Genomic DNA, 24,352 nt, shown 5'->3' on the forward strand with positions numbered 1-24,352 from the left:
ATCCTTCAGCCTTTTGCGACCTGAGCCTTGCCGGATGCAGTGATGAGATCGAGCAGCATCTGGGCACGGTTGGCAACATTGCGCGGGCTCTGCGGATCGTCGACGATCGCCTGGAACCACTGCCGGGCCTTGGCGAAATCGCCGGCCTTGTAAGCGGCAAGGCCGAGAACGTCGCGCGCCGAATGGCGGAACGCGTCAGCCGGGACGGCGAGCTCCTGCGCTTCGGCGGCGACCTGATCGTAAGTGCCGGTATCGACGAGCAGGTAGGCAGCGCGCAGGCGGGCCGCATCGCGGATAACGACCGGGAGGTCCGTCTGCTTGCCGACCGCCGAGAACGTGGCGATGGCCGCAGCCTTGTCGCCCTTCTGTGCCTGCAATGTCGCGGCGCGCAGGCGGGCCAGCACCGGATAGGAACCAGGGCCAGTCTTTTCGATGGCGGCGAATGCGGCGAGCGCCTCATCCGTCTTGTTCTGATCGGCAAGCGTCAGCGCGGCGAGGAACTGATCGCCGCCGCTGCCGGCCTGATTGCCGGCCCAATAGCGATAGCCGCTATAGGCCGCGGTGGCGAGAACGATGAGCACGGCCAAACCGATGATGAGCTTGCCGAAACGGCGCCATATGAACCGCAACTGGTCCGAGCGCAGTTCCTCGTTCACCTCGCGGATGAAGCTATCGTCATTAAATGCCATTCTCGTCTCCGGCCCAGGCCAAGTAGTTCCAAAAAAGCTTAGGGGTTAGTTGGGCCTTCTACTCCATTTTGCGGCTGATGTAAGGGGGAATGGCAGAAATCGTCACATAACGAGCGGCGAAACCCCGATAATCCACGCATGAAGCTTCCAAATGATCAAGGCCCAGACGATGACGCCGATGACAACGGCATAGAGATCGTATTTCGCCGAGACGAAGGGACGCAGGGTGATTTCGCCGGCCCGCTCGCGTCTTTTGAGCGAAATGCGCAGGATCACACCCCAGGCGAGGAAGGCGGCAAAGAGCAGGATGGCCGCGCCGTCGCCGTTCGACAGAAGATGCGCCAGCGCCCAGATCTTCACCGATAGCACCATCGGATGCTTCGTTCTGACTGCGATATGCCCCGCCGGCAGCAGCGAGGCGATGAGACAGATCATGGCAAACAGCATCAACAGGATGGTTATGTGGCTCATCCAGAACGGTGGCGACCAGATCGGCGTCATGTCTCGCGCCTGGCCGAAGCCGTAAATCAGAACGATCAGTGCGATGATGCTTGCGATCGAATAGGCGATCTTCCAGCCGCCTTCGCCGAGGCTTGCGATCAACGATGTCCGCAGGCCGGGCGCCACGACGCGTATCAGATGGAGGCCGAGAAAAAGAACAATGCCGAGAATGAGCAATGCCATGGATAAAATCCTCTATGGTCTTGTAGTGACATCCTTATCGGCTGCCGTAAAAAAATGCCAGCATCACCGCAGCTTCGCCGCATTTGCGCGAAAGGAAGGAAGCGACCCGGAGCACGCCACCCGATATCGCCAGATGAGCCTGGCAAGCCGTGCTCGATCCAATCAGTGTTCGGTGCCCATGTTTCGCTTAGCTATCTGTCTCTCTCTCGCCATTTCCTTAGGCCTGCCCGCAGCCGCCCAAGCCGATGGCAAGCCCAAGCAGCTCGTGATGATCTCCTTCGATGGCGCTCATGATAATGCGCTCTGGACCAAGAGCCGCGAGATCGCTTCGCGCAACGGCGCGCATTTCACCTACTTTCTGTCCTGCACCTTCCTGATGAACAAGGCGCAAGCAAAAGCCTATCAGGGGCCGAAGCAGCGGCCAGGCAAATCGAATGTCGGCTTCGCCAAGAGCGAGGACGATGTCCGCACTCGCATCGCCAACATCTGGGGCGCCCATCAGGAAGGCCACGACATCTCAAGCCATGCCTGCGGCCATTTCGATGGCAAGGGTTGGAGTGCCGCCGATTGGAGCCAAGAATTCATGAATGCGCGCGTCGCCCTTCGCGACGCCTGGAAGAATGTCGGCCTCGCCGACAAGGAGCCCCAGGGCTGGGAAGATTTCGCCACCAACGACGTCAAGGGATTCCGCGCACCCTACCTTTCCACCAGCGATGGCCTTGTGCCGGCTGAGAAGCAAATGGGCTTCCAATATGATGCAAGCCTTGTCACCAAGGGACCTGCCCTGCCGCAGGTGGTCGACGGCATCTATCGCTTCGGCCTGCCACTGATCCCCGAAGGTCCCGAGCAGCGCCTGGTCATCGGCATGGACTACAATCTCTATGTCCGCCATTCCAAGGGCGTCGAGGACAAGGCAAACGCCAAGACCTACGAGGACCGCACCTTCCAGGCTTTCGAGGCTGCCTTCAGCAAGCAATATGACGGCGAGCGCATTCCGCTGCAGCTCGGCTTCCATTTCGTCGAAATGAACGACGGCGCCTATTGGCGCGCCCTCGACCGCTTCGTCAGCGATGTCTGCCATAGACAAGATGTCGCCTGCGTCAGCTATTCCGAAGCGATCCCGCTGATCGCGGCAAGAGGCAGGCCGCAGCAGGGGTGAGGAACGGTCGGGCAGAGGCCGAGCAATCGATCCAGTGGATCGATTGCAGCGACGAACGCCCTGAGCCGAAGCGAAGGGCCGGCGGTGCGGCAAGGAGAGGCCCCGCCGTACCTTGCAAGCCTAACATCCCAGTTCTCCCATTAAAAAAGGCCCCGTTCCCGGGGCCTTTTGTCGTCAGCCATCCGCGTGAATGACACCTGCTTCACGCTCCAAGTAGCGCTGATCGATCGGCGGCAGCGGCGCATCGTCGATCGCTGCCTCGAAGGCCTTCAGACGCTTGTGGATCGACAGAAGCTCGATAATCGTCGTCCAGGAGCTGACGAGATATTGGAATGAGTTGCTCACCTGGCCGAAGGCCGTCGCAATCTGCTGCCAGATGCCGAGCGTGATCTTGTGCGCCACGAAGGTCGGCACGAGCACGAAGTAAAGGAAGATCGCATCGAGCTGGCCGTAAGAATAACGAGCCACATTGAAATACGCATAGTGGAAATACATGCGGAAATAGTTGCGGCGGACGTTGGAGAAGAGTTCCTTCACGGTGGGTGGCTGCGCGCGATCGTCGCGATCCTCGCCGTAGACAAGTTCCTTTCGATAGGCGGCCTCGACACGCTGATTGCGGAAATTCAACCCGGGAAGCTTGATCCCGAAGAGCGCCAGCAGGAACGTGCCGAATACCGACCAAATCAGCGCCAGCCAGACGAGCGAATATGGAATTGCGCCAATGATCGGCAGATCAGTCACATATTTCGACAGTTCCAGCAGGATCGGCAGGAAGACGATGAGTGTCATGACGGAGCCGATCAGGCTGACACCAAGCCCTTCGAGATTGGTCGCAAAGCGCATCGTGTCTTCCTGGACGCGCTGCGATGCACCTTCGATGTGCCGGAGCTTTTCCCACTTCGACATGTAGAAATTGTTCATCGCCCAACGCCAACGGAAGAGATAGTGGCTCAGGAAGAACGATGAAACGACGCTCACCGCGACGCCCACCAGACCGAGTTGCGTGAACGCCCAGAGCAATCCGTAGAAATCCCCATCCGTAACGCCGGGCTTTCCGCCGAGCGCATTTTGCAGGAGGTCAAAGAAAGGCCGGCGCCATACGTTTACCGCTACGTCGATCTGAACACCGAAATAGGTGATGAAGACGATGAAAGCAGAGCCCCACACGGACCAGGCGATCCAGGGATTGCTCTTCGAAACCACATGCCAAAAACTGCAAAAGACCGCGGCGCAGAGAATAAAGTAAAGGTAAAACAAGAAATTAGTGGGAGTAACAAAGAAAGCCGCTCCGACCGGCTGCTGTTCTTCCTGCAGCGGCGGATAGCCCATGGACGCCACAACATGCGCGCCGACAAAATACCATAGGAAGACGCAGACGAGCGCCCAAACGACCGATGAGGAAAAAAACAATCTCGGATTCGGGAAGAAAGAATGAAACACGACGGTTAGGCTTCCTGTTTGTTCGAACGACCGCAATGGCGTCAATTTGCGGCGAGCCTAAGACAGTTCGCCGGGGGCGGCAACCGGCAGAGCCCTATTCTTACGTAGATGTAACCGCTTATCCCACGATCGTGATGCAGTTGTTCAGCAGCGAATTTTCACCCATCGGATGAGCGCCTCCTCCTTAAGAGCACGTCTCCTTTCGCCGATCACCCCATCCGCACATCGCCCCTCTTGCAGAATGCTATCTTACGATATATATCTTACGACATGACTAACGATATAAACTCTCACACTTCAAGGAGAAACGACATGAGAGGCTTTAGAGATCGCAACATGTTCGGAGACGGCTTTGACATCGTCGAGGCATATATCCTACGACAGGGTCGAGGCCGTGAATCGCGCGGCGAGCACAGGAGAGACTTCATGAGAGGCTTCAAGGGCGGCATGTTCGGCGGCGGATTTCGCACCGGCCGCAAGTTCGATGCAGCCGATCTGCAGCTTATCATTCTCGCCCTGCTCTCCGAGCAGCCACGCCACGGCTATGAACTGATCAAGACCTTCGAAGAGCGCTCCGGCGGCTTTTATGTGCCAAGCCCAGGCGTCATCTATCCCGCGCTGACCTATCTCGAAGAAACCGGCCAGGCCGAAGTCGAGGTCAGCGGCACGAAGAAGCTCTACCGCATAACCGAAAGCGGCCAGAAGCGCGTCGATGACAATCGTGATCTGGTCGAGGTAACGCTCGCCAAGCTCACCTCCATCGGTGAGAAGATGGCCCGCGTCCGCGAGGTTTTCGACGGCGGCGATGAGGACGGCCGCGACAATCCATTCGATCGCCACGGCGCTGGCGACGTTCATCGCGCTCGCCATCTGCTGCGCTCGGCTCTTCGCTCGAAGTTCCCGTGGAGCAAGGCCGAAGGTGCGCGCATCGCTGATATCCTCGAGCGCGCCGCCGCCGACATCATCCGCGGCGAAACCAAAACCGAGGGCGAGCCGAAGTCCGACGATTGAGCTACAGCATGCCGCGCAAAAGTGCACAGCGGTTTTGCGCGGCATGCGCAAAATCAAGGACCTGAAGCGCAGGAAACGAATCTGAAAGATTCGCGACGCGCTTTAGGACATCACTTGTCTGGCAATGTCAGGATGATAGGCCCGTTGCGAGTGGCAATGATCGTATGCTCGTACTGGACCGTGGGTGCCTGCGGATCGGCATAGAGCGTCCACGCATCGTCACCGCCCTCAGCCCAGGTCGCACCGAGCGAGAGAAACGGCTCGACGGTGAAAACCAGGCCGTCTTCCATGATCCGGGTCTCGGAAGGGTCCGCCCAGGTAGAAACCTCGGCGGGCTCTTCGTGCAGAGAGCGGCCAATACCGTGGCTGGCGAGATTGGCGATCAACGTGTAGCGGTTCTTCTGCGCGAAGGCGCCGACGGCCTGTCCGATCTTCGCAAGCGGCGAACCGCTCTTCACCTGATTGAGGCCGACCCAGAGCGCCCTCTTGCCGTCACGGCACAGGCGCTCGATCTTAGGCTTGACCGGCGGCACGGTAAAGGATGCACCCGTGTCGGAAAAGAAGCCATCCTTCTCCGCCGAGACATCGAGATTGACCAGATCCCCCGCCTTGATCACGCGCGGGCCGGGAATGCCATGCGCCACTTCCTCGTTGACGCTGATGCATGTCGCGCCAGGAAACTTGTAGACCAGTTCCGGCGCTGACTGTGCGCCGGCATCCTCCAAGACCTTGCGACCGATGGCATCCAGTTCCAGCGTGGTGATGCCCGGCTCCAGAGCCGCAGCCATGGCCTGCAAAGCATTGGCGCAGATGCGACCGATATCTTTCAGTTTGGTCAGTTCTTCTTCGGTCGAAACGATCATTTACGGCTTCCGGCACTCCGACGCCCTGCGCAACGGTTCGCGAGAGGCTTTATGTGGCTTTCGCCCCTTCACTCTGCACAGTCAATGTCTTTCTGAGGATTTCTGCCAGATGGCGCGGCTTTCGAAATCCGAAAGAAGTCAGGAACGCGGATCGTCCGCGAGCAATGCCCAGCGCTCATGATCGCACCACACGCCACCAATCTTCAGATATTTGGGCGAAAACCCTTCCTTGCGGAAACCGATCCGCGTGACCAGCGCGATGGAAGGATGGTTGCCCGGCTGGATATTGGCCTCTACCCGATGCAGGCCGACCGCATCGAAAGCGTGCGCGACGGCAAGACGTACCGCTTCAGTCATGAACCCCTGGCCGGCAAAGCCCACCATGCCATGATAGCCAAGAAAGGCGCTGCGAAAGCCGCCCCAGACCATCTGGCTGATATTGACGACGCCGACGATGCCGCCGGAGCCGGGATCGCGCGCCACCAGACCGATATTCGGCCCCGTCACCGTCTGACCGAACCAGGTGTCAAAACCGTCGCGATCGAGGAAGGGATAGGCCCATGGCACATGGTGAGCGCGGCTGGCAATATTGGCGGCAATCAGCTCGTCCGCATCCGATTGCCTGACCGGTGCGATGATCACTTGCGGCATGGCTCGCTCCCCTCGCCAGAGCAATTCCAGGAAAAGTGAACAGCGGTTTTCCGTCCGGAATTGCGCAGAGACAAATAGATAGAGCACCTCGACATTTCATTGAAATGTCGAGGTGCTCTAGATGGGCGAGCCTTAGCAAATTGAATCCGAAATCAAAAGCTTCGCTGAAAGAACGGAATCATTTTCCGAACGGCTTCATAGCGAAGATAAAGTCCGCCCCAGGCGATCACGCCGAGATAAACGCCAAACAACAGATGCGAGAAGATCGGGCTGCCGACCCTCAGATGCGTCGCGATCGCCCCGCCGAGAAGACCTGTCAGAAGGATGGCGCCGAGGACCGAAGTCCTCGGGATCGCATAGAGAATGGCGCAGCTAAGCGTAATGACGCCGAGAAGCCGCGCCAGCGCCGGATCGGCGGAATAGCCAAGCCCCGCCATCGTTTCCGTGACGACGGAAAGCGGAACGAGCTTGATGACGCCATCGAACACGAGAAAGGCGATGACCAACCCACTGAGGATCATGCCGGCCACGCGCTGGGCGCGCGTGACCGAAGGCACAGATGAATCGACTGCATAAGACATTGCGATATCCCCCGGAATTCTATCGGAAATTCAGATCTTCGCTGCCAGCGCGGCGAGCTGATCGGCGCACTGCGCCCATCCCTGATGGAAGCCCATCTTCTCGTGCGCTTCGCGATCCTCGGCCGACCAATGCAGAACCGTGGCGGTGTAACGGGTCTTGCCGCTGCCGAGATCGTCGAGCTGGATTGTCACCACCATGAAGGGCTTCGCCGACGGCACCCAGGCGCTGGTGAAGGCATCGGTGAAGACGATCCGCTCATTCGGAACGACTTCCAGATAGACACCATTGCCTGGGTAATCCTCGCCCTCGGGGCTGCGCATGGTGATCGAGCTCGAACCGCCGGCACGCACATCCACGCTGGCAGCCGATACCGTCCACGGCAGCGGCGCGAACCATTGCTTGATCAGCTCCACTTCGGTCCAGCAGCGGAAAATCTTCTCGCGCGGCGCATCGATGACACGGGTCAAGGAAAGCTCGTGGCGCTCGGTCTGCTCACTCATGGTTCTGTTCCTCTTTGCTGTTTGACGCGGCCTGCTCGGCCTATACTCTAATGACGTTCGCGACCGTCGATTCCCGACAACGCAGACGCAGATTTTTCAATTATTTTGCAGCTGCAACGGCATCCGCGCTCAGGCGATCAAGCTGATGGCGGATATGGGCCGCCTCGGCGGGCGAACGGGCAAGCGCAATCGCCCTGTCAAAAGCAACGCGCGCTTCCTGCGAGCGGCCGAGCTGCACGAGCAGGCCACCCCTGACGCCATGAAAATAGAAGTAGCTGTCGAGCTGCGCTTCCAGCGTCGCAATCAGCGCCAGAGCCGCTTCCGGCCCCTTGAGCTTTGAGAACGCGACCGCGCGATTAAGCGTGACGACGGGAGATGGCGTCAGCCGTTCCAGCATCTGGTATAGAAGATTGATCTCTTCCCAATCCGTATCCTCAGCCCGCTTTGCTCGGGAATGCAGAGCCGCGATTGCCGCCTGCACCTGATAGGGGCCGGGCTGGCGATGGCGGAGTGCCTTGTCGAGAAGGGCAAGAGCCTCGTCTATCGATGTCCGATCCCAGAGCGAACGATCCTGATCTTCCAGAAGGATGATCTGCCCGTCGGCATCGAACCGCGCCGCCTTGCGCGATTGCTGCAGAAGCATCAGCGCCAGCAGCGCCATGGTTTCCGGTTCGGAGGGAAAGATCCGCAACAGCAGCCGACCAAGCCGGATCGCCTCGTCGGCGAAGGCAGCGGCTTCGCGATGCGTACCGCCGGCCGAATAGCCTTCATTGTAGATGAGATAGATCATCGCGCTGACGAGCGCGAGCCGCTCGCTCCGCTCGATGGCGCCAGGCGTTTCGAAGGGAACGCCGGCTGCGGCTACACGCGCTTTCGCCCGGGTGATTCGCTGCTCCATTGCGCTCTCGCTGACCAGGAAAGCACGGGCGATCTGCTGCACCGAGAGGCCAGAAACGATGCGCAGCGCCAGCGCGATCTGTTGCGTCGCCGGTAGATCCGGATGGCAGCAAATGAACAGCAGCCGGAGAATATCGTCGCGATATCCGGAACCGTCGAGCCGTTCGGCCAGGTCGCCTTCGACATCGCTCGTATCGGAGATCGCCTCCTCGTCCGGCAGGCTCTGCAGCTTCGCCTGCTTGCGCACCGTATCGATACCACTATTGCGCCCGACGAAGATCAGCCAGGCGACGGGATCGCGCGGCGGCCCCTTCTCGGGCCAAGTCTTCAACGCCCGAAGGCAGGCCTCCTGAAAGGCCTCCTCGGCGGTATCGAGATTGCGGAAATAGCGCAGCAGCGCACCCAGCACCTGCGGCCGGGCATTGGTAAGTGTGATGTCGATCCAGGCAATATCCGTCATGTGGCAACCGTTCCGGGTCGAAAGACGTAGAGCGGACGAATTTCATAGGAGCCGACGCCGGGATTGGCCGCGGCCAGCTCCTTCGAGAACTCAATCGCCTCGTCAAGTGTTTCGAAGTCGATGACATAGAAGCCCAGCAACTGCTCTTTGGTCTCTGCGAACGGACCATCGATGACGAGCGGCTCGTTCTTGCCCTTGCGCAGGGTCGTTGCCGCCGTTGTCGGCATCAGTCGCGCGACCGGCCCAAGCTTGCCGGCCTCCCTGAGTGGCTCCTGCACGGCAATCAGCCGCGCCATGGTTGCCTCCTCCTGCTCCTTGGACCAGGCGAACACGGTATCTTCGTCGTTGTAGCATAGGATCGCATAGAGCATGAGGACCTCCTTCTCCTGTAAAGACGAAGGAGTATCATCCGCACCGACAGGCTGCGTCAAAAAATATTCAGCGGGTAATCAGACATTGCCGCGCCGGATCGCCAACGTCCCCGCCTTTGCATCGAACTCCGCGATGGAGCCGATGAAAACGCTTGCCGGGCTATCGCCATGTCCGAGTGGCAAGCCGCCGAGCACCGGCACGTCGAGTTCGGCAAGATGTTCGCGCAGAATATCGATCACCGAATGAGGACGATCGAATTCGAAATCGGTAAACTGTCCGATGACAACGCCTGCCAGCCCATTGAGGTATCCTGCCTTGCGCAGCATCGTCATCTGCCGATCGACTTGGCCGATATACAGGCCGATGGCTTCAAGCAGGAGGATTGCGCCGTTCATGTCCGGCAGCGCCCAACCGGCGGATGTCGCCACCATGTCGAGATTGCCGCCGATCAGCCGGCCTCTGGCCGTTCCGCTTGTGGTCAGCCGCGAGGTCGGCTCTTCCGGACGCGCGGCCATCACGATGTCCTGCGTTGTCATCACTGCCTGCCGCAGCGCGTCGTGCGTGTAGGGACTAACACTCTCTTCATTCGGCCCGATGAAAAGCGCGCCATGAATGCTGACCTGATCGCAGTGTTTCAGCAGGCTCAAATGCAATGCGGTGATGTCGCTGAAGCCGATAACGAACTTGGGGTCGCGCCGGGCTGCGGCAAAATCCACTTGATCGGCGATCCGGTAAGATCCCTTGCCACCACGCGTGGTGAAGATCGCCCGAACCTCGGGATCTCGAAATGCAGCGTTGAGATCCGCCAGCCGCTCCTCGTCGGTGCCGGCGAGATAGCTCCACTTGCTAAAGGCATGTTCACCGAAATCGACGTCCAGCCCCCAGCCTTTCAGTATTTCGGCATTCCGCAGAACTCTGTCCTTCTCGGGCGAACTTGCGGGCGACACAAAACGCACCTTATCGCCCGGCCGGAGTGGCGGCGGCATCAGCATTGGACTGACCTCTGTGCAATCGAGTGATTCTATACCGTGATCTTGGCATGAATCGTCGACAACCGTCAGCCGTCGTTAAGCTGCATGGGCATCAACCCAGCGAGGGATTCGCGACAACCGTCTGCTTCAGTTCCGCTCTCGTCTTCTGAGCGGCCGCTCCCTGGACGCGCCCTACCTCTGCCTTGCCCTTCCATAAAGGAAGGCCGATCGATCGCGACACAGCCGGATCGCTAGTGAACACCGGATAGCCGCGCTCGAGAAGCCGTTCGAGAACCTCGCGGTCCTTGCGGACATGCAATCGGGCGAGGTTTTCCGTGTTGTAGACATGCCCGCCGGAATCAGGATTGATGCCGGTGATGATGACTTCGGTCGCGCCGTTATAGAGCGCGAAGAGCACCGCGTTGATACCGTTGGAGCATTTGTCGTCCGCACCAAGCTCGCTGCACTTCACCCCGCCGACCCGGTCGAGCAGCGCCATGCGCTTGTAGCGATCGACGATCTCAAGCTTGTCGTAGCCGTAATTGAAAGCCTTTAGCCCATCTTCCAGCCGCTGAAGCTCCTTCCGCCACAGCAGAACATAGAGCATCTTCGTGCGCTCGCCGTTCAGCACGCGGCGCACCTCAACGGCATTGGTATTCGTTCCCTCGATCTGATTGAACTGGACGAGCGTCACGTCGGGGACCTTTATGCCCCAGCCCTTCGTCACCGTCTGCGAGCCATTGATGGTGATGACCCGGAAGCTCTCATCGAAATCCATGGGCTTGTTCGAGACGGGCGCTGAACCAACGACGAGAACAGGCCCACTGAAGCGTTCCGCCAGGATCGGCGGTTTCGGCCGGGTCAGATGATACTTGATCTGCCGATAGTAATGTTTTTTCAGTTCAGAAAATTGAGCAGCCATTATTCGCTTTATCGTCTCTTAAGAAGGCGTCCGTCCTCAAACGGCTCTGTCCGGCGAAGCGCGGCCCGGAACCCTCCCCGAACCACGAATAAGACGAGTATCGCTGCGCGCACTTATATAAGCAAAATAAAGAAATCTTACAGAATATAACCTAGGGTGAGCAGCCAACGAAGGCTGATCATCCCTGCCGTGTACTCAAGGTGCGCGAGACCGCATTTTTCCAGCCTTTGAGCTTCGCATTTCGGGTCTTGTCATCCATGTCGGGCTCGAAACGCTTGTCGCGCGCCCAGGCCTTGGCAAAACCGGCGCGATCCGGCCAGACGCCGGCCCGGCTGCCCGCAAGCCAGGCAGCCCCAAGCGCTGTCGTTTCGAGGATCGTCGGACGATCGACCGGCGCATTGAGCAGGTCGGCAAGCCGCTGCATCGTCCAGTCGGATGCGACCATGCCGCCGTCGACGCGCAGCACCGTATGCTGCCCACTGCCATTGCGCCAATCCTTGTGCATGGCATCCAACAGGTCGCGCGACTGGTAGCAAACAGCCTCCAGCGCTGCCCGGACGATTTCTTCAGGTCCGGTATTGCGCGTCAACCCGAAGATCGCGCCGCGCGCATCCGGGTCCCAATGCGGTGCGCCGAGGCCGGTGAAGGCCGGCACGAGATAGACCTCCTGCAGCGGATCGGCCTTGGCTGCCAGTTCACCGGAATCCGAGGCACGCTGGATGGCCTTCAGCCCGTCGCGCAGCCATTGCACGGCGGCGCCCGCGATGAAGATCGATCCCTCAAGCGCGTAGGTCGTCTCGCCGTTCAGCCGGTAGGCGATGGTGGTCAGCAAGCGATTCTTGGAGCGCACCATGTCCGTGCCGGTATTGAGAAGCGCGAAGCAGCCCGTGCCATAGGTGGATTTCATCATGCCGCGTTCGAAGCAGGCCTGGCCGATCGTCGCCGCCTGCTGATCGCCGGCAACGCCGAGGATCGGGATTGCGGCACCGAAGTGCGAAGGATCGGCAACACCGAAATCAGCGGCACAATCCTTCACCTCGGGTAGCATCGCCGAGGGAACGCGAAGAATATCCAGCAACTCCCCTTCCCATTCATTGGAGCCGATATTGTACATCAGCGTCCGCGAGGCATTGGTGGCATCGGTGACGAAGCTCTTGCCCCCAGTCAGCCGCCAGATCAGGAAGGTATCGACGGTGCCGAAGCAAAGCTCGCCCTTGGCGGCGCGGGCACGAGCACCCTTAACACTGGCCAAAAGCCAGGAGAGCTTGGTGCCGGAGAAATAGGGATCGAGCAGCAGGCCGGTGCGGCGTGTGAAGAGTTTTTCCAGATCCTGCCGCTTGAGCTTTTCGCAATAGCTCGCCGTGCGGCGGTCCTGCCAGACGATGGCATTGTGGATCGGCTTGCCGGTCTCGCGATCCCAGACGACGACGGTCTCGCGCTGATTGGTGATGCCGAGCGCTGCAATATCCTTGGCGGTGATGCCGGCAGCTTCGATCGCCTTGCGGACGGTGGCGAGGACGGACGACCAGATCTCTTCCGGATCGTGTTCGACCCAGCCGGGTTTCGGATAATGTTGGGTGAATTCCTTCTGTCCGACACCGGCAACCTTCATCTTGCCGTCGAAAACGATGGCTCGCGTCGACGTCGTTCCCTGATCGATCGCCAAGACATAACCGCTCATACAGTCCTCCCGCCTGTTGTATCCCGAAACAACAGATACGCGAGCAAAACGAATGTGAAAAGAAAGCAAAACGAAATTTTTCGCTGAAGGACGCGCTTTGCGGTGCAACGCCGTGGGTCAAAGCGCCGCAAAAGCGACTGGCAGCAATGCGATTGCCAGATCCGACTGTTTGGGACTACAGCGCCGCGCGTCACATGTGACGCGCAAAGGTCGCTGTAGCACTTTAAAGCTGCTGCATAATTTTATCCTTAAATCGATCCCGATTTAAGGAATTATGCAGTAAGCTCAGTCCGTTTTGCATTGCAGCAGAAAGCTGCGCTGTCCAAGGAGAAGATCATGGCTAGAACAGTTGTCGTCACCGGTTCCACGAGCGGTATCGGCCTCGCCATCGCAACGGCCTTCGCCGCCAAGGGCGATAACGTCGTCATCAACGGCTTCGGAAAGCCGGAGGAGATCGACGCGATCAAGACCAAGCTGGAAGCCTCCGGCGGCGGCAAAGTGATCTATCATCCCGCCGACATGACGAAGCCCGCCGAGATCGCCGACATGATTGCAACGGCCAACTCCACCTTCGGCAGCGTCGATGTTCTCGTCAACAATGCCGGCATCCAGCATGTCGAGAAGATCGAGGATTTCCCGATCGAGAAGTGGGACCAGATCATCGCAATCAATCTCTCCAGCTCCTTCCACACCATCCGCGCCGCTATTCCGCTGATGAAGGCGAAGAAATACGGCCGCATCATCAACATCGCCTCAGCCCATGGCCTGGTCGCCTCGCCCTTCAAATCCGCCTATGTCGCGGCAAAACATGGTATATTGGGTCTGACCAAGACGGCGGCGCTCGAGCTTGCCGAATTCGGCGTCACGGTGAACGCCATTTGCCCCGGCTACGTCCTGACCCCGCTTGTCGAAAAGCAGATCCCGGACACGGCCAAGGCCCGCGGCATGACCGAGGAGCAGGTCAAGAACGAGGTCATCCTTAAGGCCCAGCCCACGCATGAGTTCGTCAAGGCCGAAGAAATCGGCGCCCTGTCGCTCTACCTTGCGAGCGACGAGGCACGCCAGGTGACCGGCACGCATGTCTCGATTGACGGTGGCTGGACCGCGGAATAACCATTGACGGTTAGGGCCGGATTCGTTCGCGCGTCCGGCCCGGACCTATAGAAAAAAACGGGAACGACATGAGCGACAGCATTCGCTTTATCCTCAACGGAGAGGATATCACGCTATCCAACCTGCGCCCCACCGAGACGCTGCTCGACTTCCTGCGCCTCCAGCGGCGCCTGACGGGAACGAAGGAAGGATGCGCGGAAGGCGACTGCGGCGCCTGCACGGTGCTTGTGGGACGCCTGATCGATGGCGGGCTGCACTATGAATCCGTCAATGCCTGCATCCGCTTCGTTGGCTCGCTGCATGCGACCCATGTCGTCACCGTCGAGCATCTTGCCGCGCAAAACGGCACCCTCCATCCGGTGCAGCAGGCGATGGTCGATTGCCACGGCTCGCAATGCGGTTTCTGCACGCCGGGCTTTGTCATGTCGCTCTATGGCCTCTGGCTGACCACGGAAAAGCCGAGCCGGGCGCAGATCGAAAAATCGCTCCAAGGCAATCTCTGTCGTTGCACTGGCTACGAGCCCATCGTCAAGGCGGCAGAGCAGGTCAGCCAGAAGCGGCCGAGCGCGCTCTTCGACCCCCTCGAAAAGACCAGAGCCGATATCATCGCTCGCCTCTGGGCGATGCAGGGCGGCGATACCATCGAGATTGCCGAAGGCGAGGATCGCCTCATCGTACCCAACTCCGTTGCCGCATTGGCGCAGGTGATGGCCGAAGAGCCGAATGCAACCGTCGTCGCCGGCTCCACAGATGTCGGCCTGTGGGTTACCAAGCAGATGCGCCGGCTCAATCCTGTGGTCTTCATCAATCATCTGACGGATCTGCAGAAAATCACGGTTGAAGATACAGGCCTGACCATCGGCGCCGGCGCCAGCTACAGCCGTGCCTTTACCGTGATCGCGGAAAAAATCCCGGCTCTTGCCAACCTCATCAACCGCATCGGCGGCGAGCAGGTACGCAACATGGGCACCATCGGCGGCAATATCGCCAACGGCTCGCCGATCGGTGATAGCCCGCCGCCGCTGATCGCCCTTGGCGCTACCGTCAAGCTTCGTTCGGCAGCCGGCACCCGCAGCCTGCCGCTGGAAGATTTCTTCATCGACTACGGCAAGCAGGACCGCAATCCCGGCGAATTCGTCGAAAGCATCTTTGTCCCCTACCCGGCCGACGATGTGCATTTTGCCGTCTACAAGATCACCAAGCGCCGCGATGAGGACATTACCGCCGTGCTCGGTGCCTTTCATCTGAAGCTGGACGATGCCGGCAATGTCACCGATATCCGTATCGCCTTCGGCGGCATGGCCGGCACGCCGAAGCGCGCCCGCACGGTCGAAGCCGAGTTGGTCGGCAAGCCATGGACGGAGGCGACCGTTACCGCCGTCCGCCCCGCTTTCGATGCGGACTATAAACCTTTGACCGATTGGCGCGCTTCCGCCGAATACAGGCAGCTGACCGCGAAAAATCTTCTCCTTCGCTTCTACCTGGAAACGGCCGGTGCGCCGCAGGAACTGAAGCGTTTTGCGGCTGAAGAGGCCTGAGCCATGGACAAATCCACCTTCGAAGAGCGCAAGGTCATCAACGGCTCCATGCACGGCTCGCTGAAACATGATTCCGCGCACAAGCACGTCACCGGAGCCGCCGATTACATCGACGATATCCCCGAGCCCACGGGATTGCTGCACGGCGCGCTTGGCCTTTCCGACCGCGCCCACGCCGAGATCGCCGGCATCGATCTCGCCGCCGTCAAAGCCTATCCCGGCGTCGTCTGGGTCTTCACCGGCGCCGATATTCCAGGCGTCAATGACACCAGTTCCAACGGCATGCATGACGAACCGCTGCTTGCCGAAAAGAAGGTCGAATTCCACGGTCAGCCGATCTTTGCCGTCATCGCCGAGACCCGCGATGCCGCCCGTCGCGCGGCCCGCCTCGCCAGGATCGATTATCGCGACCTGCCGCATTGGAGCGATATCGACGGCGCGCTCGCCAACGGCGCGCCGCTCGTCTACGAGCCGATGACGCTGAAGCGCGGCGAACCCGAAACCGAGATGGCCAATGCCGTCAATCGCATCAAGGCGCAGATGCGCATCGGCGGCCAGGAACACTTCTACCTCGAGAGCCATATCGCCATGGCGATCCCCGGCGAGGACGACGAGGTCGCGGTCTGGTCCTCTACGCAGCATCCGAGCGAAATCCAGCATATCGTTGGCCATGTCCTCGGCATTCCGTCCAATGCCGTCACGGTCAACGTGCGCCGCATGGGCGGCGGCTTCGGCGGCAAGGAAACGCAGGGTAACCAGTTTGCGGCGCTCGCAGCCGTCGCCGCCAAGAAGCTCGGACGCGCCGTGAAATTCCGGCCCGACCGCGACGAGGACATGAGCGCGACCGGCAAGCGCCACGACTTCCTGGTGGATTACGAAGTCGGCTTCGACGACGAAGGCCGCATCCATGCCGTCGACGCCACCTATGCCGCGCGCTGCGGCTTCTCCTCCGATCTTTCAGGCCCGGTCACCGACCGCGCGCTGTTCCACGCGGATTCCAGCTATTTCTACCCGCATGTGCATCTGGTCTCGAAACCGCTGAAGACGCATACCGTTTCCAACACCGCCTTCCGCGGCTTCGGCGGCCCGCAAGGGATGGTTGGCGGCGAGCGCATGATCGAGGAGATCGCCTATGCGCTCGGCAAGGACCCGCTCGAAATCCGTCGCGCCAATTTCTACGGCCAGCCAGGCTCCGGCCGGACGCTGACCCCCTATCATCAGGAGGTCACCGACAACATCATCAACCGCGTCGTCGATGAGCTGGAACAGACCGCCGACTATCAGGCGCGCCGCAACGCCATCATCGCGTTCAACCGCTCCAGCCGCTTCATCCGCAAGGGCATTGCGCTGACGCCGGTGAAATTCGGTATCTCCTTCACGATGACCGCCTTCAACCAGGCGGGCGCGCTGGTGCATATCTATCAGGATGGCTCCATTCACCTGAACCATGGCGGCACTGAAATGGGCCAGGGCCTCTATACCAAGGTAGCGCAGGTTCTGGCCGACAGCTTCCAGGTCGATATCGACCGCGTGAAGATCACCGCAACGACGACAGGCAAGGTGCCGAACACATCCGCGACGGCCGCGTCTTCCGGTTCGGATCTGAACGGCATGGCAGCCTATGACGCCGCGCGGCAGATCAAAGAGCGGCTGACCGCCTTCGCGGCTGAAAAATGGGGTGTCGGCGCTGAGGAAGTGCAGTTCCTGCCGAACCGCGTGCGCGTCGGCGAAGAGGAAATCCCCTTCCCGGATTTTGTCAAGCAGGCCTATTTCGCCCGCGTCCAGCTCTCGGCTTCCGGCTTCTACAAGACGCCGAAGATCCATTGGGACCGCAAGGCCGGCCGCGGCACACCCTTCTACTATTTCTCCTATGGTGCCGCCTGCTCAGAAGTGTCGATTGACATGCTCACCGGCGAGTACCTGATCGACCGCACCGACATCCTCCATGATGTCGGTCACTCCCTCAATCCGGCGATCGATATCGGCCAGGTCGAGGGCGCCTTCGTGCAGGGCATGGGCTGGCTGACGACCGAGGAGCTCTGGTGGGATGCCGAGGGCCGGTTGCGCACGCACGCACCCTCGACCTACAAGATCCCGCTCGCCTCCGACCGTCCAAAGATCTTCAACGTTCGTCTTGCCGAATGGTCGGAGAATACGGAAGCCACCATCGGCCGCTCGAAGGCCGTCGGCGAGCCGCCCTTCATGCTCAGCATATCGGTACTAGAGGCTCTTTCGATGGCGGTCGCCAGCGTTGCAGATTATCGCGTCTGCCCGCGCCTCGATGCCCCCGCGACACCGGAACGGGTGCTGATGGCGGTCGAAAGGCTGAAAGGGATGTGATTCTTTGGCCAGGGGCTTTTGTCACGGCATGAATCTGCCACGAAACAAAGGACCGCGTTTGATGCTCGTATAAGCCACGGGCTGCCAATCTCCCCCTTGTGGGGAGATGTCACGAAGTGACAGCAGGGGGTAGGCACTCTCCACACCCTGGCTTTCTCACTTTTTGACCTCGTTCCTCAAAGCCTCACATGCGAGCACTGCACGCGACGCTCATCCAGATCGGCGCTGAAAGCGCCAGTATCCGGAGGTCAATTCTGCCTACAACACCCGCCTGTCGTCATAATGCGGCTCGCGCCCATCGAGAAATCCAAGATCGCGCTTCAGCCGGTCCGGCATCTCGTCAAGATCCAGATTCGGCGATGGCTCACCATGCTTCAGGAAGACCTGCGTCACCGACTCCAAAAGACGCGCCAAGAGCGTGGGCTTGACCGCATTCACCGACTCCACGACATAACAATCCATGGCAACACCTCAATCCAATCAACGATATGGATTGCAGTTTGTCGCGAAAAATGCTGAAATTCCAATCGAACTATCGTCTGCATACATAAAGAGAACTTATCCATGAAGCTCTCCAAGCGCTTCCCGCTGAATGCGCTCCGCGTCTTCGAGGCCGCCGCCCGGCACGGCAGTTTCACGCGGGCCGGCGAAGAGCTTGGCATGACCCAGACCGCGGTCAGCTATCAGATCAAGCTGCTGGAAGAGACCGTGGGCGAGCCGTTATTCCTGCGTCGTCCGCGACAGATCCTGTTGACCGAGGCCGGAGAGCAGCTTGCACCGAAAGTGGCTGAAGCCTTTGCCTTGCTGCAGGAGGCCATGGCCTCGATCAGCGGCGATGCCGAAACGACGCTGCGCATCCATTCGACCCCGACCTTTGCCTCGCAGTGGCTGGCCCGCCATATCGGGTCGTTTCAGCTGAAGCATCCCAATATCGCCGTTCGGCTGGATACATCCGGCTCGATCATCGACTTCGCCCGTGAGCCCTCCGATATCGCCATCCGCGCCGGGCGTGGCCAGTGGCCGGGATTGCGTGCGCACCTGCTGATGAAGGTCTATTTCACGCCGATGCTGAGCCCGGCGCTTGCCGAGACGGTCGGCGGCATACATGAACCGGCCGATCTCCTGAAGCTCCGCATCATCGACGCGGGCGACCCATGGTGGGTCCAATGGTTTAAGGAGGCAGGCGTTCCCGACCCCGGTCTTCAGGGTCGGCCGCGAAGCAGGCTCGGCGCCCAGTCCTTCGAGGCGAGCGCGGCGTTGGCCGGTCAGGGCGTCGCCATCCTGACCCCGGAATTCTATGCGGATGATCTGGCTTCCGGTCGGTTGATCCAGCCCTTCAACATTCTTTCGTCCGACAATACGGACTATTGGATCGCCTATCCGGAAAACAGGCGTCATACGCCGCGTATCCGCGCCTTCAGGGATTGGCTCCTCAGCGAATTCGGCATGCCGCTGCAATAACACTCAATCGGACATATCGGGCGCATAGAAACAGCGCGGGGTATTCTCGTCCGGAAACAGACAGAGATGATAAGCGCCATCCGGCGAATGCATCGCCTTGCTCTGCGGCAGATTGAAAATATGCGCGTGCGTGATGTAGCGATGGTCGCCGGGATTGAGCGTCACGCGATAGCCACCCGGCACGATGGTGACCGTGCGCGACGGGATCATCTCGCAGTCGCCGGTCGTGCTGTCGCCATTACAGCAATAGGGATCATAGGACCATCCGGAGGGCGCATCATGCGCCAGGGCGGAGCTTGCAAAGGCAAAAAAGACGAAGGCCAGAACACCACGCATGGGCAATTCTCCGTCGAAAAATTGACGGCCGCCGCGGACACGGCCCGCTCCAAGCAGCCGAGGGCATTTTATTAAAAACTGCCATAATCTGATCTAATGCGGTCCGTGCACTAAACAAGGTCAGGCTTTTTGCTGGCGCATCAAACTCTCCCCTTCCCTCCGCCGCCAACATTTTGCAAGGTGCGGAGTCGGAGGAAGAAAAAGGGGAACTGAATGTATGAATACGCCATAGCGTGGGAATGGCTGGCCTTTGCCGCCCGCTGGTTCCACGTCATAACCGCCATTGCCTGGATCGGTTCGTCTTTCTACTTCATCGCGCTCGATCTCGGGCTGGTGAAGCGCCCGCATCTTCCGCCCGGCGCCCATGGCGAGGAATGGCAGGTTCATGGCGGCGGCTTCTATCATATCCAGAAATATCTCGTCGCCCCGGCACAGATGCCGGAGCATCTGACCTGGTTCAAATACGAGAGCTATTTCACCTGGATTTCCGGCTTCCTGATGCTGTGCATCGTCTACTACGTCGGTGCCAACCTCTTCCTCATCGACCGACATGTGCTCGATGTCAGCGTTCCCGTCGCGATCCTGATTTCGCTGGCTTCGCTTGCCGGCGGCTGGATCGTCTATGATCTGCTCTGCAAGTCCCCGCTTGGCAACAACACCTGGGGGCTGATGATCGTGCTTTATGCCGTGCTGGTCTTCATGGCCTGGGGCTACACGCACCTTTTCACCGGTCGCGCCGCCTTCCTGCATCTCGGCGCCTTCACCGCGACGATCATGTCGGCGAACGTCTTCATGATCATCATTCCCAACCAGAAGATCGTCGTCGCAGACCTCATTGCCGGCCGCACGCCCGACCCTAAATATGGCCGTATCGCCAAGCAGCGCTCGCTGCACAACAACTATCTGACGCTGCCTGTCATCTTTTTCATGCTGTCGAACCACTATCCGTTGGCTTTCGGCACAGCCTATAATTGGGTGATTGCGGCGCTGGTTTTCCTCATGGGGGTCACCATCCGTCACTGGTTCAACACGACGCATGCCCGCAAGGGTCATCCAACCTGGACCTGGATCGTCACCGTCATCCTATTCATTGTCATCATGTGGCTTTCGACCGTTCCCAAAGTGTTGACCGGCGAGAAGGAGGCCAATGCAATCCCTCCCGCCTTCCAGCCGTTTGCCTCGGATATACATTTCTCGTCCGTCAAAGAGATAGTTTCGACGCGCTGCACCATGTGCCATTCAGCCGAACCCGTTTATGAGGGGATTGTCCGGCCGCCAAAGGGTGTGATGCTGGAAAATGACGAGCAAATCGCTATGCATGCCCGGGAGATCTATATCCAGGCCGGCCGCAGCCACGCCATGCCTCCCGCCAATGTCACCGAGGTGACGCCCGAGGAACGCAAATTGCTGGTCGCCTGGTTCGAAAGCTCCATCGGAGAAAAAAGCCAATGACCACCCTTCTGCGCGGCCGACTGCTTTCCTTCAAGCGCCTGCCGCAAAGCCTCGATGATACCGACAGCTACGCTTATGAAAGCGACGGCGGCCTGCTGATCGAGAGCGGCATGATCGTCGCGACCGGCCCTTATGCCGATATCAAGGCGCAGGCACCGGAAGGCGTGGTCGAAATCGACCATCGCCCGCATCTGATCCTGCCCGGTTTCATCGACATGCACCTGCATTTCCCGCAAATGCAGGTGATTGCCTCTTATGCCGCCAACCTCTTGGAATGGCTGAACACCTATACCTTCCCCGAGGAATGCCGCTTTGTCGAAAGCGCCCATGCGGAGCGGATCGCCAAGCATTTCTATGACGAGATGATCCGCCACGGCACGACGACGGCCGTCGCCTATTGCTCGGTGCACAAGACCTCCGCCGATGCCTATTTTGCCGAAGCCATGCGGCGCAACATGCGCATGGTCGGCGGCAAGGTGATGATGGATCGCCATGCGCCGCAGGGCCTGCTCGACACGCCGGAAATGGGCTATGACGAGACCCGCCAGGTGATATCAGACTGGCACGGCAAGGGCCGCAACCACGTCGCCATCACGCCGCGCTTCGCCATTACCTCGACGCCGGCGCAGATGGAAGCGACTGCCACTCTCGCCCGCGAATTCCCCGATCTGCACATTCAGACGCATCTCTCCGAGAACCACGACGAGATCACGTTCACCTGCGAGCTCTATCCGGAAGCGATCGACTACACCGATATCTACGCGCGCTACGGGCTGCTTGGCCCTAAAAGCCTGTTCGGCCATGCGATTCACCTCTCGGAGCGCGAAGCCGATGCCATGAGCGATGCCGGCGCCGTTGCGGTGCATTGCCCGACCTCGAACCTGTTCCTCGGCTCTGGCCTCTTCCCGCTGAAGGCGCTGGCACGCCGCGAAAAACCCGTGCGTATCGGTGTCGCCACCGATATCGGCGGCGGCTCCAGCTATTCCATGCTGCGCACCATGGATGAGGCCTACAAGATCCAGCAGCTGCTCGGCGAGCGCCTGAATCCGCTGGAAAGCTACTATTACATGACGCGAGGGAATGCTGAATCCCTCTCCCTCGTCGACAAGATCGGCACGCTCGATGCCGGTACCGAAGCCGATCTGATCGTCCTTAACGCCGCTGCAACGCCGGCCATGGCGCTGAAGATGGAAGTGACGAAGAGCCTCACCGAAGAGCTGTTCCTGCTGCAGACCATGGGCGACGACCGCGCCGTCGTGGAAACCTATGTCGCCGGAAAGCCGATGAAATCGATCCTGCAATGAGGCAATCCGAACCTGCCCCCATGTAACCATCCAGAAGGCAAAGAGCCATGACCGCGCCGCTTACCATCGCAGAACTGAAAACGCTTGCTCAGCGGCGCGTGCCGAAAATGTTCTTCCAATATGCCGATTCCGGCTCCTGGACCGAGTCGACATATCAGGCGAACGAGGCGGATTTTGCCAAGATCAAGTTGCGCCAGCGCGTCCTCGTCGACATGTCCGATCGGTCACTCGCAACCACCATGGTCGGGCAAAAAGCCTCCATGCCGGTGGCGCTGGCGCCGACCGGCCTCACTGGTATGCAGCACGCCGATGGCGAGATGCTGGCGGCGCGTGCCGCCGAGGAATTCGGCATTCCCTTCACGCTCTCGACGATGAGCATCTGCTCGATCGAGGACATCGCCTCAGTGACGAAGCAGCCCTTCTGGTTCCAGCTCTACGTGATGAAAGACCGCGATTTCGTTCTGAACCTGATCCAGCGCGCCAAGGCGGCGAAATGCTCGGCGCTCGTGCTGACGGCCGACCTGCAGATCCTCGGCCAGCGCCATAACGACATTCGCAACGGGCTTTCGGCACCGCCGAAAATGACGGCAAAGAACCTGTGGCAGATGGCGACGCGGCCGGGCTGGTGCATGGGCATGCTGAAGACCAGGCGCCGCTCCTTCGGCAATATCATCGGTCATGCCAAGGATATATCCGACATGACGACGCTGTCGCACTGGACGCACTCGCAGTTCGATCCCAAACTTTCCTGGAACGATGTCGCCTGGATCAAAGAGCAATGGGGCGGCCCGCTGGTCATCAAGGGCATCCTCGATGTCGAGGATGCGAAAGCGGCCGTCGATACCGGCGCCGACGCCATCATCGTCTCCAATCATGGCGGCAGGCAGCTCGATGGCGCGCATTCCTCCATCAACATGCTGCCTCACATCGTCGATGCCGTCGGCGACAGGATCGAGGTGCATATGGATGGCGGCATCCGCTCCGGCCAGGATGTGCTGAAGGCCGTAGCACTCGGCGCCAAGGGCACCTTCATCGGCCGCCCCTTCCTCTACGGCCTCGGCGCCATGGGCAAGGAAGGCGTGACGCTCGCGCTCGAAATCATCCGCAAAGAGCTGGATATTTCCATGGCGCTCTGCGGCAAGCGGGATATCAGAGCGGTGGATCGGTCGATTTTGGCTGATTTCTAACGCAGCCAGCCCGTAGCCAGACCGCTCGCCCACTCCTCACGGCCATTCTGCGCCGCGAGCTTCGCCATCGCCATGTGATCATAGGCGACCTGCCGGAAAACCGGCAGCCAATGATCCCCCACCTTCTCCAAAATTGCGTAGGAGGCGAAAGGATGGCCAGCCTCTACCTTGTGGTAAAAGGGCAGATCGTCGTCATAGGCCGGGCAGCCGACGCTGCCGGGATTGACGATCAGGCGGCCATCGGAAAGCCTGACGGCACGCGGAATATGGGTATGCCCGCACAAGATCAGCGGAAAATCGATACCGGCGGCTAACGCCTCAATCTCTTCCAAAGGCCTCAAATAGACCTGACCGTCCGCGGAGACGGATTCGAGCCAGTAAACATTATCATTGGCCGGCGTCGCATGGCAGAGATAGACTTCACCTAGATGAACTGCGCTGAAGGATAAGCCACGCAGCCAATCGAGATGGCGTTCCGTCAGTTGCGAATGCGCGGCCCTGTCCGAGACATGCATCGCCTCCGGCACCCGATCGATCAGATACCGATCATGATTGCCGCGTATGGTTATGGCATCGAGCCCAAGCAGGAGATCCGCCGTTTTCCCCGCCGTCAGTGGCCCGCTGAAGCAATCGCCGAGATTGACGATATCGCTGATGCCCTGGCTGCAGATATCCGCAAGCACCGCTTCGAGCGCAAGGTGGTTGCCGTGAATGTCCGCTATGGCTGCAAAGCGCAAAT

General features: G+C 59.8%; 24 protein-coding genes. 9 read left to right on the forward strand and 15 right to left on the reverse strand.

Translation table 11 applies throughout. The features are described 5' to 3' along the window. Positions 1-5 precede the first annotated feature (5 nt). Both AC13Q5_RS08575 and AC13Q5_RS08580 read right to left on the reverse strand, forming a co-directional pair. Entirely contained in the window at positions 6-689 is a 684-nt protein-coding gene (locus AC13Q5_RS08575) for a tetratricopeptide repeat protein (RefSeq protein WP_488501425.1), read from the reverse strand. A gap of 102 nt (positions 690-791) precedes the next feature. Beyond that, positions 792-1,373, reverse strand: a complete 582-nt coding sequence (locus AC13Q5_RS08580; protein ID WP_488501426.1) for an NnrU family protein — start codon at positions 1,371-1,373, stop codon at positions 792-794. A 178-nt stretch (positions 1,374-1,551) separates the two neighbouring features. On the opposite strand from AC13Q5_RS08580, the gene AC13Q5_RS08585 reads away from it, so the two are divergent. Continuing rightward, a complete protein-coding gene (locus AC13Q5_RS08585; protein ID WP_488501427.1) occupies positions 1,552-2,532 on the forward strand; it encodes a polysaccharide deacetylase family protein in 981 nt (326 codons plus the stop codon). A gap of 174 nt (positions 2,533-2,706) precedes the next feature. On the opposite strand, the gene sbmA is transcribed toward AC13Q5_RS08585, so the two are convergent. Beyond that, positions 2,707-3,972, reverse strand: coding sequence for a peptide antibiotic transporter SbmA (sbmA, locus tag AC13Q5_RS08590; protein ID WP_457888911.1), 1,266 nt, complete (start codon positions 3,970-3,972; stop codon positions 2,707-2,709). Positions 3,973-4,398: 426 nt separating this feature from the next. Between sbmA and AC13Q5_RS08595 the strand changes: the two genes are divergently transcribed. After that, positions 4,399-4,983 (forward strand): PadR family transcriptional regulator, encoded by a 585-nt coding sequence (locus tag AC13Q5_RS08595; RefSeq protein ID WP_075851164.1) that lies wholly within the window; start codon positions 4,399-4,401, stop codon positions 4,981-4,983. 110 nt (positions 4,984-5,093) lie between these two features. Here the strand turns inward: AC13Q5_RS08595 and map are convergent, their stop codons facing one another. The 9 genes from map to glpK form a co-directional block, all read right to left on the reverse strand. After that, positions 5,094-5,846, reverse strand: a complete 753-nt coding sequence (gene map, locus AC13Q5_RS08600; RefSeq protein ID WP_075851166.1) for a type I methionyl aminopeptidase — start codon at positions 5,844-5,846, stop codon at positions 5,094-5,096. A 138-nt stretch (positions 5,847-5,984) separates the two neighbouring features. Next, positions 5,985-6,497, reverse strand: a complete 513-nt coding sequence (locus AC13Q5_RS08605; RefSeq protein ID WP_075851873.1) for a GNAT family N-acetyltransferase — start codon at positions 6,495-6,497, stop codon at positions 5,985-5,987. 152 nt (positions 6,498-6,649) lie between these two features. Then, positions 6,650-7,078, reverse strand: a complete 429-nt coding sequence (locus tag AC13Q5_RS08610; RefSeq protein WP_041677615.1) for a DoxX family protein — start codon at positions 7,076-7,078, stop codon at positions 6,650-6,652. A 30-nt stretch (positions 7,079-7,108) separates the two neighbouring features. Continuing rightward, positions 7,109-7,579, reverse strand: a complete 471-nt coding sequence (locus AC13Q5_RS08615) for an SRPBCC family protein (protein WP_457878420.1) — start codon at positions 7,577-7,579, stop codon at positions 7,109-7,111. Between the two features lie 100 nt (positions 7,580-7,679). Next, on the reverse strand, positions 7,680-8,936 hold the full coding sequence (locus tag AC13Q5_RS08620; protein ID WP_488501428.1) for an RNA polymerase sigma factor: 1,257 nt from the start codon (positions 8,934-8,936) through the stop codon (positions 7,680-7,682). Continuing rightward, on the reverse strand, positions 8,933-9,307 hold the full coding sequence (locus tag AC13Q5_RS08625) for a YciI family protein (RefSeq protein WP_075851172.1): 375 nt from the start codon (positions 9,305-9,307) through the stop codon (positions 8,933-8,935). Before AC13Q5_RS08625 ends, AC13Q5_RS08620 begins: the two co-directional genes overlap by 4 nt. 78 nt (positions 9,308-9,385) lie before the next feature. Beyond that, positions 9,386-10,255, reverse strand: a complete 870-nt coding sequence (locus AC13Q5_RS08630; RefSeq protein WP_488501429.1) for a S66 peptidase family protein — start codon at positions 10,253-10,255, stop codon at positions 9,386-9,388. 136 nt (positions 10,256-10,391) lie between these two features. Beyond that, on the reverse strand, positions 10,392-11,201 hold the full coding sequence (locus AC13Q5_RS08635; RefSeq protein WP_488501430.1) for a membrane-anchored protein: 810 nt from the start codon (positions 11,199-11,201) through the stop codon (positions 10,392-10,394). A 178-nt stretch (positions 11,202-11,379) separates the two neighbouring features. Beyond that, positions 11,380-12,882 carry a glycerol kinase GlpK gene (gene glpK, locus AC13Q5_RS08640; RefSeq protein ID WP_488501431.1) on the reverse strand — a complete coding sequence of 501 codons (1,503 nt, stop codon included), beginning with the start codon at positions 12,880-12,882 and terminating at the stop codon, positions 11,380-11,382. 336 nt (positions 12,883-13,218) lie between these two features. Between glpK and AC13Q5_RS08645 the strand changes: the two genes are divergently transcribed. The 3 genes from AC13Q5_RS08645 to xdhB all read left to right on the forward strand — a co-directional run bounded on the left by AC13Q5_RS08645 (position 13,219) and on the right by xdhB (position 17,873). Next, complete coding sequence (locus tag AC13Q5_RS08645) at positions 13,219-13,995, forward strand: 3-hydroxybutyrate dehydrogenase (RefSeq protein WP_075851874.1); 777 nt, start codon at positions 13,219-13,221, stop codon at positions 13,993-13,995. A 68-nt stretch (positions 13,996-14,063) separates the two neighbouring features. Beyond that, positions 14,064-15,533: a xanthine dehydrogenase small subunit gene (gene xdhA, locus AC13Q5_RS08650; protein ID WP_488501432.1), complete on the forward strand. Its 1,470-nt coding sequence runs from the start codon at positions 14,064-14,066 to the stop codon at positions 15,531-15,533. 3 nt (positions 15,534-15,536) lie between these two features. After that, positions 15,537-17,873, forward strand: a complete 2,337-nt coding sequence (gene xdhB / locus AC13Q5_RS08655) for a xanthine dehydrogenase molybdopterin binding subunit (protein WP_488501433.1) — start codon at positions 15,537-15,539, stop codon at positions 17,871-17,873. Between the two features lie 258 nt (positions 17,874-18,131). On the opposite strand, the gene AC13Q5_RS08660 is transcribed toward xdhB, so the two are convergent. Continuing rightward, positions 18,132-18,335, reverse strand: a complete 204-nt coding sequence (locus AC13Q5_RS08660; protein ID WP_075851182.1) for a hypothetical protein — start codon at positions 18,333-18,335, stop codon at positions 18,132-18,134. A gap of 102 nt (positions 18,336-18,437) precedes the next feature. Between AC13Q5_RS08660 and AC13Q5_RS08665 the strand changes: the two genes are divergently transcribed. Next, positions 18,438-19,334 carry a LysR substrate-binding domain-containing protein gene (locus AC13Q5_RS08665; RefSeq protein ID WP_488501434.1) on the forward strand — a complete coding sequence of 299 codons (897 nt, stop codon included), beginning with the start codon at positions 18,438-18,440 and terminating at the stop codon, positions 19,332-19,334. Between the two features lie 3 nt (positions 19,335-19,337). Here AC13Q5_RS08665 and AC13Q5_RS08670 read toward each other — a convergent pair whose 3' ends face one another. Beyond that, entirely contained in the window at positions 19,338-19,670 is a 333-nt protein-coding gene (locus tag AC13Q5_RS08670; RefSeq protein ID WP_075851186.1) for a hypothetical protein, read from the reverse strand. A gap of 213 nt (positions 19,671-19,883) precedes the next feature. Here AC13Q5_RS08670 and AC13Q5_RS08675 point away from each other — a divergent pair, with 213 nt between their 5' ends. Genes AC13Q5_RS08675 through AC13Q5_RS08685 form a run of 3 tightly spaced genes read left to right on the forward strand, consistent with a single transcriptional unit; the run spans position 19,884 to position 23,613 of the window. Further along, entirely contained in the window at positions 19,884-21,122 is a 1,239-nt protein-coding gene (locus AC13Q5_RS08675; RefSeq protein WP_488501435.1) for a urate hydroxylase PuuD, read from the forward strand. Beyond that, positions 21,119-22,426, forward strand: a complete 1,308-nt coding sequence (gene guaD / locus AC13Q5_RS08680) for a guanine deaminase (RefSeq protein WP_488501436.1) — start codon at positions 21,119-21,121, stop codon at positions 22,424-22,426. The genes AC13Q5_RS08675 and guaD overlap by 4 nt, the downstream gene beginning before the upstream one ends. A gap of 47 nt (positions 22,427-22,473) precedes the next feature. Beyond that, entirely contained in the window at positions 22,474-23,613 is a 1,140-nt protein-coding gene (locus tag AC13Q5_RS08685) for an alpha-hydroxy acid oxidase (protein WP_488501437.1), read from the forward strand. On the opposite strand, the gene AC13Q5_RS08690 is transcribed toward AC13Q5_RS08685, so the two are convergent. Continuing rightward, complete coding sequence (locus AC13Q5_RS08690) at positions 23,610-24,350, reverse strand: metallophosphoesterase family protein (protein WP_488501438.1); 741 nt, start codon at positions 24,348-24,350, stop codon at positions 23,610-23,612. The two genes, AC13Q5_RS08685 and AC13Q5_RS08690, sit on opposite strands and share 4 nt — an antisense overlap. Positions 24,351-24,352 lie beyond the last annotated feature (2 nt).

It is taken from the genome of Martinezella sp. CNPSo 3964 (genome assembly GCF_057784375.1).

What these genes read in the sequence shown, in the direction of transcription:
- AC13Q5_RS08645 (WP_075851874.1), top strand. Translation starts at nt 13,219, where the DNA reads ATGGCTAGAACAGTTGTCGTCACCGGTTCCACGAGCGGTATCGGCCTC.
- AC13Q5_RS08635 (WP_488501430.1), bottom strand. Translation starts at nt 11,201, where the DNA reads ATGGCTGCTCAATTTTCTGAACTGAAAAAACATTACTATCGGCAGATC.
- AC13Q5_RS08615 (WP_457878420.1), bottom strand. Translation starts at nt 7,579, where the DNA reads ATGAGTGAGCAGACCGAGCGCCACGAGCTTTCCTTGACCCGTGTCATC.
- guaD (WP_488501436.1), top strand. Translation starts at nt 21,119, where the DNA reads ATGACCACCCTTCTGCGCGGCCGACTGCTTTCCTTCAAGCGCCTGCCG.
- AC13Q5_RS08625 (WP_075851172.1), bottom strand. Translation starts at nt 9,307, where the DNA reads ATGCTCTATGCGATCCTATGCTACAACGACGAAGATACCGTGTTCGCC.
- AC13Q5_RS08620 (WP_488501428.1), bottom strand. Translation starts at nt 8,936, where the DNA reads ATGACGGATATTGCCTGGATCGACATCACACTTACCAATGCCCGGCCG.
- glpK (WP_488501431.1), bottom strand. Translation starts at nt 12,882, where the DNA reads ATGAGCGGTTATGTCTTGGCGATCGATCAGGGAACGACGTCGACGCGA.
- AC13Q5_RS08610 (WP_041677615.1), bottom strand. Translation starts at nt 7,078, where the DNA reads ATGTCTTATGCAGTCGATTCATCTGTGCCTTCGGTCACGCGCGCCCAG.
- AC13Q5_RS08670 (WP_075851186.1), bottom strand. Translation starts at nt 19,670, where the DNA reads ATGCGTGGTGTTCTGGCCTTCGTCTTTTTTGCCTTTGCAAGCTCCGCC.
- AC13Q5_RS08580 (WP_488501426.1), bottom strand. Translation starts at nt 1,373, where the DNA reads ATGGCATTGCTCATTCTCGGCATTGTTCTTTTTCTCGGCCTCCATCTG.
- AC13Q5_RS08585 (WP_488501427.1), top strand. Translation starts at nt 1,552, where the DNA reads ATGTTTCGCTTAGCTATCTGTCTCTCTCTCGCCATTTCCTTAGGCCTG.
- AC13Q5_RS08675 (WP_488501435.1), top strand. Translation starts at nt 19,884, where the DNA reads ATGTATGAATACGCCATAGCGTGGGAATGGCTGGCCTTTGCCGCCCGC.
- AC13Q5_RS08660 (WP_075851182.1), bottom strand. Translation starts at nt 18,335, where the DNA reads ATGGATTGTTATGTCGTGGAGTCGGTGAATGCGGTCAAGCCCACGCTC.
- AC13Q5_RS08665 (WP_488501434.1), top strand. Translation starts at nt 18,438, where the DNA reads ATGAAGCTCTCCAAGCGCTTCCCGCTGAATGCGCTCCGCGTCTTCGAG.
- AC13Q5_RS08605 (WP_075851873.1), bottom strand. Translation starts at nt 6,497, where the DNA reads ATGCCGCAAGTGATCATCGCACCGGTCAGGCAATCGGATGCGGACGAG.
- AC13Q5_RS08685 (WP_488501437.1), top strand. Translation starts at nt 22,474, where the DNA reads ATGACCGCGCCGCTTACCATCGCAGAACTGAAAACGCTTGCTCAGCGG.
- xdhB (WP_488501433.1), top strand. Translation starts at nt 15,537, where the DNA reads ATGGACAAATCCACCTTCGAAGAGCGCAAGGTCATCAACGGCTCCATG.
- AC13Q5_RS08595 (WP_075851164.1), top strand. Translation starts at nt 4,399, where the DNA reads ATGAGAGGCTTCAAGGGCGGCATGTTCGGCGGCGGATTTCGCACCGGC.
- AC13Q5_RS08575 (WP_488501425.1), bottom strand. Translation starts at nt 689, where the DNA reads ATGGCATTTAATGACGATAGCTTCATCCGCGAGGTGAACGAGGAACTG.
- map (WP_075851166.1), bottom strand. Translation starts at nt 5,846, where the DNA reads ATGATCGTTTCGACCGAAGAAGAACTGACCAAACTGAAAGATATCGGT.
- xdhA (WP_488501432.1), top strand. Translation starts at nt 14,064, where the DNA reads ATGAGCGACAGCATTCGCTTTATCCTCAACGGAGAGGATATCACGCTA.